Genomic DNA, 14,507 nt, shown 5'->3' with positions numbered 1-14,507 from the left:
GGAATGCGATCGCACAGCACTGAAAGGAGGAATGAAAAGTTATGACCGCCAGATCTTTCTTTGATGAGTCTAAAGAACAGTCTTTAGTTAAGGCTACGATAGTTGCTAAATACTTTTGGGCGTGGGCAAAGGTGATTATACCACAAGCTAAGAAAAGACGAGAAAATATTGCCTATATTGACTTATTTTCTGGCCCCGGTCGTTACAAAGATGGTTCTAAGTCTACACCATTGCTTATTTTGGAACGTGCGATCGCCGATTCAGATATGCGAGAGATGTTAGTAACTATTTTTAACGATAAAGACTCAAACAACACCCAGTCATTACAGCAGGCAATCAATTATATCTCTAATATAGGCAGCTTGAGGAACATACCAGTAGTTTTAAACAAGGAAGTTGGAGAAGAAATTGTCCAAGAAATTCAGCGAATACGGTTATTGCCTACACTATTTTTTATAGACCCTTGGGGTTACAAGGGATTATCGCTTCGGCTAATCGGTTCGTTAATCATGAGTTGGGGTTGTGATTGCATATTCTTCTTTAATTACAACCGTATCAATATGGGATTAAATAACAAAGCGGTAGAGGAACACATGAACTCGCTGTTTGGCAAAGAACGTGCCGACACTCTTAGAGAACAACTGCAACAAATGCAGCCTTATGAACGTGAGTTGACTATTGTAGAGGCTATCTGCCAAGCTCTCAAAGAAATAGGGGGTACTTATCCTTTGCCATTTCGTTTTAAAAATAGTGACGGTAGCCGTACTAGCCATCATCTTATTTTTGTATCTAAAAATGTACTAGGTTACTCAATTATGAAAGAAATTATGGCAAAAGAAAGCTCTAGTTCAGAGCAAGGAGTAGCATCTTTTGACTACGATCCGGCTACGATATATCAACCTTTACTTTTCGAGCTTTCACGACCCCTGGATGATCTAGCAGATATGTTGCTTGATGAATTTGCAGGTCAGAGCATGACTATGCTAGAGGTTTATGAGCGACACAACGTTGGTAAACGCTATATCAAAACAAACTATAAAGATGTCCTGAAGCAACTAGAAGCCCAAGGAAAAATTACTGCTGAACCACCTGACAATCAACGCAGAAAAAACACTATGGCAGACACAGTAAGAATTACCTTTCCACTAAAGAGGTAACAAGGTCTTTTTTAAATTTGCGACTAGCTGCCAACGAGGATCTTTTCCACTGCTGTCTGTGCTTATCCCAAGCTTTTGGCATTTCATCCCAAATTTGCTCATCTAAAAGCCGTCCTCCAGCTTTAGGCGTTCTACCTCCCCATTGTTTAAAGAAAAATGCCACACCAGCTTCTTGACACTGTTCGCGGATACTTTGCGCCCATTCTACTTCCATCGGACGGTGTTTTACACCAGACTCTCCCCCAACAATTACCCAGTGAATACCTGTTAAGTCAAGTTCCAAAGCACCCAACAACGGTTCGCAAGAAAGAAAGCGTACATTTGCGCGTACTTGTCGCAAGGAATCCACTCGATGAACGTAATTTTGATTTTCCACAGACACGCCCATCCAGATATTTTCATGCCAGTCTAATTGAGGAGCTAACTCAAGTAAACGCTCGTGGCGTTTGGTCAGGATTTGATATACGTGCCAAGGAGTTTCACGAATCACCTCAAAGACTTCTTTAAGGAAATCAATAGGCACTTTTTCGTGAAATAGATCGCTCATTGAGTTAACAAAAACGCGACTAGGTGTACGCCAATGTTTAGGCTCTTTTAAACGGTCTGGGTGCAGCGTCAAGTCAAAGCCATTAGGGAAATTTTTTGGGAAACGTTTAGTGAGTGCTTCTGCATAGCAGTGCGTGCAACCCGGACTGACTTTGTTACAGCCAGTCGTGGGGTTCCAGGTTCTATCAGTCCACTCTATACCAGTATTTGTGCTTGCCATATGCAGACTCTACCATTAAAACAGCAAGTTTTCTTTTTAAGGCCACTAAAACGCATTTAATACATTTGTACTAATTAGACTTTTATATTATCCCTTAAAATCTCATAAAATACAAGAAAAATTTCCACACGTGCCGTAGGCATTTGCACCCCCCAACGGTGAACAAATGAAAATTGCGATCGCACATAAGATTTCATGCAGGTTCGGTGGTATCAGCGAGCTAATTTTTGAAATTGATTTAATCGCATCGCACAGCACTGAAAGCAGGGTGCGATCGCTCCTTCACATCCAAATCTAGGATATAATTACTGATACTTCAATAAGCAACCCAAACCATGACTCAAACAACACCAAAACGCCCTTATCGTCGAGGCAGGCTATTCCCAGAATACACTATCCCCCCAGAAGAACTCGCCAGACGCCAAGCCGAAAAAGATGCTCGTTCTCAGCGTTATCGCGAGGTTTTTGCACGAGTCAGCCCTGAATTGATAGAAAATCATTACAATTGGTTTATTGTTATTGAGCCAAACAGCGGTGATTATTTTATCGATCCCGATGAAGAAGTAGCTGTTCAAAAAGCTCGTCAAAAGTACCCCAGCGGTATGGTTGGCATCATGCGTCTTAATGAGACAGGAACTTGTGGAATGATATGATTTCAGGCAGGTTCGGTGATATCGGCGAGCTAATTTTTGAAATTGATTTAATCGCGGCTGATGGAGAAAGGTTCACTATCGATGTGCTACTAGATACAGGATTTACAACAGGCTGGCTAGCCCTTGACAACCAAGATGTCCTAAGTCTGGGGTGGGCTATGATTGAAAGTGAACGAGCCATGCAAACGGCACGAGGCGAGGCATTTTTTGACATATATGAAGGAAGAGTTGTACTCGATGGACAAGAGTACATAATTCTCGTTTTAGCTGGGGACGGAATTCCCGAATCTCTACTGGGTTTGCAGTGGCTGAAAATGCTGCCGTTGACGGTGAATTATGGCGCAGGAGTGTTGACGCTGGGGTAAAAAGAAAAATGCGATCGCACAGTAGTAGTATAAGGGTTCAATTAAAGCTTAACCGACCTACGACTAAATCCCTTTCCTCAGGACAATAGTACTCAGAATTTTTAAATCTACTCCAAGTGTAACCAAAAAGACTGTCATTTTCTTCATAAGTATATATTCGTATTGTTCCCTCTCCAAGCCCACAATAAAAAGAATCATCTTTTGTACAATAAACATCCTTTATCTGAGGGTCTTTTATACGTCGCGTATCTTTCGTACCATGCCCCGATCGACTTTGGTCTACAACCTTAACTGTCCACTGTTTTGTTGCTTTAACCAAAGGTGGTTCTGCTTTTATTTCTTTGGGAGTTTCTACTACCAACATAACGTGTCCAGTGTTGTCTTCACCATCTGGATACTCGATAGCAATAATATCCCCTGGTTGAACTTGTGTCAGGTTTTTAATCTGAATGAAATCTTTCTGATTGACAATAGCGTAGTGGAAGTCCTCTGCTAAGGGACGGTCACGGGTTTTCTTCATCCACTGCTTAAAACGTTCGTCCGTGAAATAATCACCATAACTATGTTGTAGTAATTTGCTCATAAACCCGCTGCAATCTGTTTTTGATTCATAATCAGAGGCTCCATTAACACCCTTCCAATTTACAGTAGGTTCGCCGTGTTGATAATTATTATTCTCCCAACGCAATCCCTCAAGTAGTAATAAAGCATCTTCCAAGTGTTTTGGCTTAGTTGAAGTTTGAGCCTTTACAGGCGATGAGGGCATTAGCACGCCGATCGCACTAACCCAGGTTATAGTCCAAGCTTTCGCTAAAAAAGTTCGTCTCGGTATCAGCATAGATAGTGAATTGATAGCCAACAGTAATATTTTAAGGTGAGAAATAATACAAGCCTATGACGTTTTATGACAAAATTTAAGTTCCTCTCGTGCTTCGGGATGCGTAGCAAGGTAATCTTTTAGCCACAAACAACCCTGTACTAGAAGTTCATCTAATTCCCTAACCCGCCAAATTCTCGCAGTTTTATCACTCGAACCAGTAACAATGAACTTCCCATCTGGACTGAAACTAGCGCGAACAATTTCATTCCCATGCCCTTCCAGTTTAGCTAGCGGTCTGCCAGACAAATCCCAAATACGGGCGGTTTTGTCTTCAGAGGCGGTGACAATGCGCTGCCCATCCGGGCTAAAGCTGGCATTAGTAACATTTCTCACATGACCTACCAGTACTGCTAGCAAGTCACCTGACAAATTCCAAACACGGGCAGTGCCATCCCATGATGCAGTAATAACATACTTTCCATCAGAACTAAAATTGGCACGAATCACAGTATTTTCATGCCCTTTAAGTTCAACTGACGGTTTACCAGACAAGTCCCAAATACGTGCAGTTCGATCGCTGGATGCAGTGACAATGCGCCTTCCATCAAGACTCCAACTAGCACTGTTAACCCACCAACCCTGATGACCTAAAAATTTAACCAATATCTTGCCTGACAAATTCCATACATAAGTAGTTCCATCACGAGATGTGGTGACGATACGCTGACCATCAGGACTAAAGACAGCGCTGCTGACTTCACGTTGATGTCCTGGGAGAATAGCTAACTGTTTACCTGACAAATCCCACACACGAGCTGTTGTATCGTGGGATGCCGTAACGATCCTCTGCCCGTTAGAGCTAAAACTGGCGCGAGTAACTTTTTTTTGATGTCCTGAGAGAATAGCTAACTGTTTACCTGACAAATCCCATATACGGGCGGTTCCGTCATCTGATGCAGTGACAATGCGTTGTCCATCAAAACTAAAGTTTGCATCATTAACACACTGTTGATGTCCTTTGAGCTTCGCTGATTTCTTACCAGACAAATCCCAAACACGGGCTGTTCCATCATCAGATGCAGTAACAATATGATTTCCGTCAGGACTAAAACTGGCGTGAGTAACTTTTTTTTGATGTCCTCGAAGAACAACTAATTGCTTGCCCGATAAATCCCACACACGGGTAGTTTTGTCCGAAGATGCAGTAGCGATGCTTTCTCCATTCGGGCTAAAACTAGCGCTGTAGACAGTTCCTTTATGACCTTGAAGCTTATTTTGTTCTTGAATGTTATCAAGAATTATCTGTAAAGCTAAAATTGGACTTGTGGCCGGATACTTTTTTAATGGGCGACCGTCTTTAACCAGTTCCTTTAACTGTTGTCCAGCCTTCATTGCCAATAAAAGTGCTTCTATTTGTTGAAACTCAAACTGCCGTAAAGCAGCGTTACCATCTTGTTCAAGTTTGGTACCTCTCACTACTTCTTGTCGTTTTTGTTCAGTTACGAGTAATTGCACTCCAGTAATTAGTGCCACCACTAAGGATACAGCCAAAATTACTGAGCCAATCTGTATTCGTCGCTTGGCTTTTTTTGCGGCTTGGTGCAAAATTGACTTCGCTTGCTTCTCTACTTCTAAAGTTTCTCGGTTATCCATTTCTTGACTTGCGCTGAGAAACTGATAATCCAAATCACTCAAACTCTTACCAACTACCCAGGCTTGTGCATTCCATAAGTCTTGCCCGCGCAAAAGCTGTGAAGTATCTTGACAGGACGATTCTTCCCAAGCAATTATAGCTTCTGCATAAGGACGTACATTTGCTAGCTCTTTATCAACCCAATTTTCATCAAAAACAGATTCATAAATACGGTTATAAACTCTTAAAAATCCGTCCTGCTTAACTACTAAACTAGATAGCCGCAATTCCATTTGTTCAGAGCTATCATCGCTCTCAATTCCTCCCCATCGTAAAATCTGTTGATATAACCCCAACAATCGACAAATTCGCTTTTCATTACTAAGTATGCGAGCGCATATTGTTTGTAAATGCTGTTGTTGATCCTGCGCCCACCAATTTTCTATCATCCGTTCTCGTACAATTGCGGTTACCCATTCTGCATCATCTTGAGGATGAAGAGGTAAAGAATATACACTAATCAGTTGACACAACCATTGCGTGAGAAACGGTTGTCCGCCTGTCCATTTTAATACCTCTTTCATGACTGCTTTGGGATTACTAAGTACCCCAAACAATCCTTGTTCTAAAGGCTCTGTTTGCTCTAGTTGAAAGCCAGTCAGTTCAACTGCTCGGCTATCAATATTAAAAGGTGTGTAATGCGTATTTGCAATTAAATCCGCAGGTGTTGCTACCCCTAGCAGAGCGAAAGTGAGGCGATTATATTTGAGATGGTCAGCCCGTTTGTTATAACAACTACGAACAAAAGCAAAAAAATCGTCTTTAAACCTTAGATTCAGAACATTATCGATTTCATCGACGAAGATAACAATATTTTGATTAACCTTTTCTAGCAGTTCTTCTGAAACAAACTTACTCAATCGCATTGATGGAGGAATATATTGATGCTTGTACCACCAGTCTCCTATATCAATTTCCAAATTAAAACCGCTGACTAAAAGGCTGAGGAAACCACCAAAAAATTCATCCGGCGTTACTTCATAACTGCAAATATCCCTCATTTCAATTGCACAACAAGCATAGCCTTCTTTTTCCAGAGTTCGCATTGTTCTTACCCGCAAACTAGACTTACCCATCTGTCGGGAGTTTAAAACATAACAAAACGAACCGCTTTTTAACCCTTCATACAGTTCATAGTCTGCCTGTCGTACCACATATGTGGAGGCATATTCTGGCAAACTTCCACCTACTTGATAAGAATTACTCTGGTTGTATGTTGCGCTCATAGTTTATTTTGAAAACGAGATAGAAAATACTGACGGTATAACTCATAGCGTGGCATTACGCTATTGCTGAAAAGCTTCACCAGCCCCAAATCATTTAACTTCATTGCCATACTTTGATTTAACTGAGAATTAAATTCTACTGGTGAGTTCGCTAGGACTATTTTTTCAAAAGCACTCGCCAATTCAGAATTAGATTGTAAATTCCTCCAATGTCGTTCTAAGTGGCGGCTATAAATTCCCCATGCTGTGTGAGATGTTTGCAGCACTTCATCAAGCGTTGTATCTTGTTGTTCTATCCGTTTGAGGGCTTCTGCAACTAAATAAGGATGTCCTCCTACTATAGCCATTAATTGTGTGACTTTGTTTCGATCGAAATCTAATCCATATCGATGTGCTAAAGAAAGCACTTGCTCTTGGTTAAAGTCTGTTAATATCACCTCATATCCGGCATTAAACGGAGATTGGTTGATATCAACCTCAGTGTAGATTTCTGAATGTAGCATGACGAGTCGGAGTTGTCGCCAAACTTGACGAGTTTTAGCATCTTCATGCCACGTTCGCAGCATACCTAAAAACTCACTGGCAATTGACCGGATTGAAAAAATTCGGTCTACCTCATCTAAAGCTAAAGCTAAAGGACGTTCGCCCGGTAACAAATACTTTTCAAAGTAGCTTCGACATTTAATCTTGCTATTTCCAATACTCTTGCGCCAGTGTTCTTCAACGCTGGTAGTCAACTCAAATCTATCAGCAACAATAGTATAAAACCATTGCAAAAATTTATCCAAGTTGCTGAAATCTTCTTGAGTCGCATCCCGCAGATTTAAAACGGCTGTTCGATATCCCTTTTGTTCGACGTAATGGATGAGTTTTGACATCAACTCTGTTTTTCCTGTTTGCCAAGGGGCTTTAATTCGTAGCAGACATCCAGGCTTCAAAATCTCTGAGTAACAGCGCTCTTCAACGGGAGGGCGTTCTACATAAAAGCCAAAATCCCTCTCTTGGGCTTCTACGTATGACAGATGCTTAAGCTGGTGCTGATTCTCAAAGATGTTGTCTTTTTGATCTAAACTGCTTAAATTGAGCGATCGCTTCATTTGAGCCCCTTCCACTTCACTGGGCTTCTCTCCCCTATGCTGAAAGGTTGATACCTCGTCCACAGCTTTTATGTCTTTATAATTTCTGCTGGACTCGATCTGAGTTTCCTTACCGGAAGTTGATGGAGTTTCCATGTCAAACTCAGCAATCTCCTGACAGTTTAGGGATAATCTCACACATATATCTTCAAAAACAGCCCGATCGACTGGTCTACCCGTCAAAAAATTGACCACTGTAGAGCGAGCCATGCCTAGCTCCTCAGATAGAGCCTGTTGGCTGGCAAAGCCGTTCCGTCTCACTGCTAGCTTAACTATCCCAATACAGTCTTGTCGAACCTTGAGCGATCGTGGCATATCGGTACTTGTGAGCTAATTAGATTTTACATAGATGTCATAGCTAATGGATGCAATAGCTTAAAAGTCAGCCTTACTCAGTCATTCTCAGGCTTGAACTCAGTCAGCAATCCTATTTCATTGAAATATCGCTACTGATAGCACTACTTACTAAAACCAGGAGAATAAATATGAACTCTGCCTTCAAACGGAATTTTGCGATCGGATCGGCAACTGTCATATCCCTACTTTCAACTCTAAGCTCTGTATCAGCAGTCACAATCCCCCGACCTATTCCACCAATTAAGGGCTGCACCTGTATGGGTCGCTATTTTCCACCGAAAATATGCCGGGTGATGCGCTGTGCGGAAGCATCAAATTCTATTATCAACAGCGATCGACGCCCGCTCATTCAACCGTTGAATAACACCCAAGTATCACCAATTTCCACCGATAAAAACGATCTTGTTGCAGGACGCTATCGAACTCGTGGCCCCGGTGGTGGTATTGGCAGAAGTGCCGATGGTGAGGACGTATGACGATTTGCATTTTATCAATCTCGTTACAACAAGAGTTCCACTACCACTACTAGGAAATTAGTCGAGAATACCACAGGAGAATTATATGACTGTCAAAAAATTTGGTTTGAGTTCGCTATTTCTACTGCTTATTAGTGCAACTTCTACTGGCTTAACGAGTCAGGCTGGAAGTGCCGCAACTTCTCAAGCACACTCGTATAGCCCTGTACGGCAAACAATTTGCGGTTGTCGGCAACGACCTGATTGGGAAGAGAGAATTAAATCTAGCTACCGTCCCCATATTTACTGCCCTGATGTCTCATCAGTTCCAGGATCGGGAAGTCATACAATTTATTGCCCTGACTTCTCTAAATCATCCAAAATTCCTACAGCTGCTCTAGAAACCCCGGTACGCCTTGCCTACGATCCTGATGCAAGGGAGGCTGCAAGGGAGGCGGCAAGAGAAGCAAGGGATGCTGCTCGCGGTCACTCTCCAAGAGAAGTTCTAGATGCTGCTGGAAGGGGTATCGATCGTGGAGAAGTGCTAGGAGGTGCCGCAGCAGGTGCCGTAACTGGAGGTATGGCCGGAGGACCTGGCGGCGCAGCAGGTGGTGCTGCAATTGGTGGCACAGCGGCGGGTATTAGTGGCGCTGTTCGTGGAGTCCACAACTATTGCACAGGCTGTCACTCAGGAGGAGGAAGAAATCGTAATCCGAATTGATTGACCTCCCACAAATCTACTCATTAAGTACATCGTGTGGATTGAGCGTTCTGCGTCAGTCCACACCCCCTTACGGCAATGTCTAGATTAATTTTTAACAACAGTTCGGCTTCGTTTGCTGGTAATTTAGTGGCTTTCCGTTGCGCCTGTAGTGCGATAACTTGAGATACAAATCGCTCTAAGTCCGGCTGGCTTAACTGCTCGACGGCTTTTAGTAAATCTTCTGAAGAAAGTTGTATTTCTACTTTAACTGTTGACATTTTCGGTGTCTCACCAGCGAGTCTTTATGGTTGATGGTGGAAAATTTTTGTATATGTTACAGATAGCTGGGATGGTGGGTTACGGCACGGGAACTTAATTATCGATCGAAAGTACTGAACTTATCGCCCGTGCCTAACCCACCCTACGATTAAATAAGTTTTTATTATCACCACAACAACGGGGGTGTCTCACTGGAAATCTCCTTTGCAGTTATGACACTAGCAACTACTTAGTTTGCGCTCAATTTTACGATACCGTAGACTTCAAACAAAGTAAAGCGCTGTGACAAAAGCGATCGCACACTCCCCACCTCCAGTTATTACAGCGGGATTTCGATCGCAAACTCCGTCCCTTTTCCAGGAGAAGAAACACAACGCAACTCTCCAGAATGACGCTCTACCACAATTTGATAGCTGATCGAAAGTCCCAGTCCAGTTCCCTTACCGACAGGTTTAGTTGTAAAGAACGGGTCAAATAATCGTTTTTTTACTGACTCTGGAATTCCCGCACCGTTGTCGGATATCTTGATGATTACTCGCGATGAATTTTTTAGCTCTGTGGTAATTGTAATTTTACCGGGATTGGCTTTAATCGATTCGTAACTTCTGCCTTGATAAGTTTCTTCAATTGCATCAATGGCATTAGTCAGCAAATTCATAAACACTTGATTCAATTGTCCGGCATAGCACTCGGCTAACGGCAAATTGCCATAATTTTTAATCACTTGAATAGCTGGATGTCCCGATTTTTCAGAGAGGCGATGTTCCAGCAATCTAAGGGTGCTGTCTAAGCCTTCGTGAAGATCGATCGCTTTTTTCTCAGCTTCGTCAAGTCGGGAAAATGTTCGCAGCGATCGCACAATTTCCTGAATGCGGGTTGCTCCTATTTTCATAGAACCGAGCAGTTTCGGCAAATCTAATTTTAAAAAATCTAAATCGATATCTTCTTCAAAGTCTGTAATAGCATCGGCTGGCTGGGGGTAATGTTGGGCATAAAGTTCGACTAGGGATAACAAATCGGAAATATATCTAGAGGCGTGATCGATATTGCCATAGATAAAACTAACGGGATTGTTAATTTCATGGGCAATACCCGCTACCATTTGTCCTAAAGAAGACATCTTTTCGCTTTGAATTAGTTGCAGTTGGGCGCTTTTCAATTCAGATAAAGTTGCTTCTAAAAGTCTCGCTTTTTCTTGCGCTACCAAGGCTGTTTGTGTAGCTTGATTGTAGAGTTCGGCTTGCGAAATGGCGATCGCTAACTGATTGCACACAGCTTGCAAAAATTCCAATTCCGCATCAGTCCAGGGACGCACGCCCGTAGAATGATAGCATCCGATCGTACCAATTTCGCCACTATTGGTCATAATCGGTATAGCGATTGCAGAAGTATAACCAAAAGACATACAAGCTTGCTGCAATTCTGGATCTCCACAAGTTGTCACTTCGTTCACTCGTATGATTTTCCCTTCGATCAGTCTTTGTGTAATCGAACCATATGCTTGTGTGGGGTAAATACCTATAAGGCTGGCAATGTGCGGTTTTTTGGCTTCATGGACTATCTCCCATACCTCCCCGTCTTCTTCCCTGCTGGCGGGTAGGTTTGAAGAATAAGCACGATACCAAGAAAACGCACACGAATCCACATTCAATAAATTTTGAAGCGAACTAACAACTGTTACCAAAATTTTGTCTAAATCAAAAGAAGTGCGAATTTGCGACACCAACTGATTGAGCAGTTTTTCCCTAGCCACTTTTTCTTTCAAGGCAGTTTCGGCGCGTTTGCGATCGGTAATGTCGCGCATCGAACCAGCAAATCTAGTAACTCTCCCCGCCGTATCCCACAATGCTTGTCCTCTGGCAATTACCCAGCGGTATTCGCCAGTGCTGTTACGAATTCGATACTCGATATCCTGGTAAGGAACTGCTTCATTTATGTGAGCAGAAAGAGCGCGATCGACGCGGACGCGATCTTCTGGATGAATGCGATTTATATAACTTTGGGAGACATTTTTTAATTCGCTTTTTGTAAAACCTACAAATTCCATTAATCGCGGCGAATAGTAAATTTGCTCTTTTGGCGTATGCTCGTCCAACCAAGTATAGCGAACTTCCCAAATGCCATCGTTAGTGGCTTTCAATACCAGTTCAAACCGTTCCAAACTCTCCTGAAGTGCGGTTTCGGCGCGTTTGAGCGCGGTAATTTCTACAGCAACTATCCCCAAACCAACTGGGCGACAATCCTCGCCCGGAAGTGGAAAGAAAGAAGCGATCCAATGCCTGATAGTACCAGTTTCTTTGGGAGCTTCACCCGATACTTCCATGTTGAGCATCGGTTCCCCGGTTGTTAATATTTTCTCAAATATCGGCGCTAAAGAATCAGCTAACTCTGGCACGACTTCGCCGAAGGTTTTGCCCAGATACTCTTTTACCGATAACCCGTTCATTTCCGCAGCCGCATCGTTAATTTGGACGTAGCGCAACCGATCGTCTAACATTACCAAAGCAGCGGGAGCAGTGCTGAAAAAGGCATCAAACCGAGCTTGTCTCAATGCTAATTCTCGTTCTAAATTCTTGCGCTGGGTGATATTTTCGATCATTGCCAGTCCATAACGGATAGTGCCATCTGGGTGACGCAATATAGTAGCTTTCATATTCACCCAAATAATGTCATAGTTTTTGGTTAGCAAGCGTTTTTCAATTTGATATCTGGGGATTTTTCCTGACACCACCTGCTTCATTAGGGATATTTCAAGCTTCCTATCTTCCGGGTGGGTAATATCAGCTGGTGTCATGGTCAGGAGTTCTGCTTCTGTGTAGCCCAACATCTCGCAGAGAGCGCGATTCACTTTCTCTATGCGATGGTTGTCAGTATTTGCTAAGGCTATACCAATGGGAGCTTCTGTAAAAATTTGACGCCAGCGTTCTTCATTTTCAGCTAAAGCTTCTAAAGCCAATTTGCGCTCGGTAATATCTTCTGCGATCGCCAGCAAATATTGAGGGTTGCCCTCATTGTCAGTAATTCCCGTTTTCCGCGTATGAAAGAACCGCGTTTCTCCCGTTTTTATTTGAATTGGCTCTTCTGGAATTTCGATGAATTTTCCTGCATTCAGCGCTTCCCTATCTTTACTTGTGAAAAAATCAGCTTGCTCTTTGGGGAAAAAGTCATAATCATTTTTGCCCAGCACTTCTTCTGGAGTGTAACCCAAAATGTTTGTTGTCGCCGGATTCCACAGGACAAATCGCAATTCGGTTGCCTCTTTAGCCACAACCGAAACAGGCAGATTTTCTAGCACCGAGGCAAGAAATTTTTGCGCTTGGGTTAGTTCGGCTTCTACTCGTTTGCGTTCGCTAATATCGGTGAGCGTTCCCACATAGCCGATTATAGTTCCGTCAGTTTCAAATTCAGCGATCGCCTGGGTTAGCACCCAAACTATGCTGCCATCGGGACGCACTATGCGATGTTCGCATTGAAAGGAGGAATGCTGTTTAATTGTCTTTAACCATTTTGTTAATACTTCTTCTATATCTTCAGGATGGATAGTTTGTACCCAACCATCCCCTAATAGCATTTCGCGTCTCAATCCCACCATCTCGATGCAACGCTCGTTTGCATATATTACTTTTCCCGCCGCATCGGTGCGAAAAATACCCACGGGTGCCAATCTTGTTAAAGTTTCATATTGTTGTTCGCTCTTTCGTAAAGCAGTTTCGGCAGAAATGCGATCGCTGATATCGCGCATAAAGGCACAATTATACTCGCAGCCTTCAAATTCCAAATAATTAACGCTAATCTGTACCGGAATAAATCTGCCGTCTTTGGCTTGAATGTGACTGTCGAATTGCAAAAACCCTTGCTGCTTCAAATTTTCCCATTCCTGTTTCCAGATCGCCGGAGTAAAGTTGGGGTCTATTTGAAACACCTTCATGGCAAAAAGTTCTTCTCGATCGTAGCCTGATAAGCGACAAGCTGCCAAGTTGACATAGCAAAACTGTGCATCGGCTTTCACCCAAAAGATGGCATCAGCAGCGTGTTCGAGGGCAAATTGGCAGATTTTTAGCTGCTCGGATAGGGGAGTTTCTTTTTGCTGTAATTGCTCTGCGAGATTTTTGTGTTGAGTAATATCTGCGATCGTCAAAAATAAAAACACTGGCTCGCCCGATTCTTCTCGGACAAGCGACAGCGTTAGCTGCCCGCAAGCAACTGTTCCATCCGGATGCGGAAAGCAAATTTCCCACTCATAATTGGCAAGTTCGCCCTGGATTAATTGTTGGCTCAATACAGAAGCTATTTGAGGATTTTCGGGATGGGTAATTTCTGAAAATGTTCTATTTATCAGTTCGGAAATCTCGCTCCCAACAACTTCGCCAAACTTGCGATTGACCCGCACAAATTTACCTTGCAAGTCACAGTACGCCAAACCAATAATAGTTTGCTCAAAGGTAGCGTCCAGTAACGCTTGGCTTTTCTTCAGGGCTGATTCTAGGGAAGTATATGCAGTTTGCAAAGCAACCAGTTCGGTCGTCATCATAATAGGTAAAAGCCCCAAGTCAAGAATGTATAAAATTTTGCCTTACCGCCAGCACGCGACTATCCCCAGTCAGGCAGGAACGCTGTGCGCTAGCGGCTTTAATAACTTCAGTTCAATATAACCCATACGTCAACTCGCTTCCCTGCAATTTTTGGTAATAAAGGTTACTATTTAACTGTAAGTGATATCCAGGGAGAGATTAAACCAACGATTTTAAGTGGAGTAATTCAGTAGTTAGTTTTTGTTGATGTATTATTTATTATCTATACTGTACGTAATAAAAGTAAACGCGGTGCGATCGCGCACATGGGAGCCAACGCACCGCGGTTGAACAAAACCCGGTCTGCTGGCGCGCAATGCGGGGAA

At 42.9% G+C, this 14,507-nt stretch carries 11 protein-coding genes; 5 read left to right on the top strand and 6 right to left on the bottom strand.

The window, feature by feature from the left end; translation table 11 throughout:
• Window positions 1-41 precede the first annotated feature (41 nt).
• A complete protein-coding gene (locus tag ACE1CD_RS22390; protein ID WP_374793411.1) occupies window positions 42-1,157 on the top strand; it encodes a three-Cys-motif partner protein TcmP in 1,116 nt (371 codons plus the stop codon).
• Here the strand turns inward: ACE1CD_RS22390 and ACE1CD_RS22385 are convergent.
• Window positions 1,135-1,923, bottom strand: coding sequence for a DUF5131 family protein (locus ACE1CD_RS22385; RefSeq protein WP_374793413.1), 789 nt, complete (start codon window positions 1,921-1,923; stop codon window positions 1,135-1,137). The genes ACE1CD_RS22390 and ACE1CD_RS22385 overlap by 23 nt on opposite strands.
• Before the next feature lie 335 nt (window positions 1,924-2,258).
• Between ACE1CD_RS22385 and ACE1CD_RS22380 the strand changes: the two genes are divergently transcribed.
• Entirely contained in the window at window positions 2,259-2,576 is a 318-nt protein-coding gene (locus ACE1CD_RS22380) for a hypothetical protein (protein WP_374793415.1), read from the top strand.
• Window positions 2,573-2,941: an aspartyl protease gene (locus ACE1CD_RS22375; RefSeq protein ID WP_374793417.1), complete on the top strand. Its 369-nt coding sequence runs from the start codon at window positions 2,573-2,575 to the stop codon at window positions 2,939-2,941. Before ACE1CD_RS22380 ends, ACE1CD_RS22375 begins: the two co-directional genes overlap by 4 nt.
• A gap of 37 nt (window positions 2,942-2,978) precedes the next feature.
• Here ACE1CD_RS22375 and ACE1CD_RS22370 read toward each other — a convergent pair whose 3' ends face one another.
• From ACE1CD_RS22370 to ACE1CD_RS22360, 3 genes are all read right to left on the bottom strand, one after another.
• Window positions 2,979-3,707, bottom strand: coding sequence for an NlpC/P60 family protein (locus ACE1CD_RS22370; RefSeq protein WP_374826280.1), 729 nt, complete (start codon window positions 3,705-3,707; stop codon window positions 2,979-2,981).
• A gap of 126 nt (window positions 3,708-3,833) precedes the next feature.
• Complete coding sequence (locus ACE1CD_RS22365) at window positions 3,834-6,680, bottom strand: WD40 repeat domain-containing protein (protein ID WP_374826279.1); 2,847 nt, start codon at window positions 6,678-6,680, stop codon at window positions 3,834-3,836.
• Window positions 6,677-8,131, bottom strand: a complete 1,455-nt coding sequence (locus ACE1CD_RS22360; protein WP_374826278.1) for an AAA-like domain-containing protein — start codon at window positions 8,129-8,131, stop codon at window positions 6,677-6,679. The genes ACE1CD_RS22365 and ACE1CD_RS22360 overlap by 4 nt, the downstream gene beginning before the upstream one ends.
• Window positions 8,132-8,301: 170 nt before the next feature.
• Here ACE1CD_RS22360 and ACE1CD_RS22355 point away from each other — a divergent pair, with 170 nt between their 5' ends.
• The gene (locus ACE1CD_RS22355) at window positions 8,302-8,649 is read left to right on the top strand and encodes a hypothetical protein (protein WP_374793424.1); all 348 of its coding nucleotides are present in this window, start codon (window positions 8,302-8,304) and stop codon (window positions 8,647-8,649) included.
• Window positions 8,650-8,734: 85 nt separating this feature from the next.
• Window positions 8,735-9,349 carry a hypothetical protein gene (locus tag ACE1CD_RS22350; RefSeq protein ID WP_374793426.1) on the top strand — a complete coding sequence of 205 codons (615 nt, stop codon included), beginning with the start codon at window positions 8,735-8,737 and terminating at the stop codon, window positions 9,347-9,349.
• A 23-nt stretch (window positions 9,350-9,372) separates the two neighbouring features.
• Here ACE1CD_RS22350 and ACE1CD_RS22345 read toward each other — a convergent pair whose 3' ends face one another.
• On the bottom strand, window positions 9,373-9,609 hold the full coding sequence (locus ACE1CD_RS22345; RefSeq protein ID WP_374793428.1) for a hypothetical protein: 237 nt from the start codon (window positions 9,607-9,609) through the stop codon (window positions 9,373-9,375).
• Window positions 9,610-9,929: 320 nt separating this feature from the next.
• On the bottom strand, window positions 9,930-14,141 hold the full coding sequence (locus ACE1CD_RS22340) for a PAS domain S-box protein (RefSeq protein ID WP_374826277.1): 4,212 nt from the start codon (window positions 14,139-14,141) through the stop codon (window positions 9,930-9,932).
• Between the last annotated feature and the right edge of the window lie 366 nt (window positions 14,142-14,507).

Origin of the sequence: Aerosakkonema sp. BLCC-F183 (assembly GCF_041929145.1) — a bacterium.
Lineage (GTDB): Bacteria > Cyanobacteriota > Cyanobacteriia > Cyanobacteriales > Aerosakkonemataceae > Aerosakkonema.
This window is presented reverse-complemented; position numbering and strand designations above follow the sequence as displayed.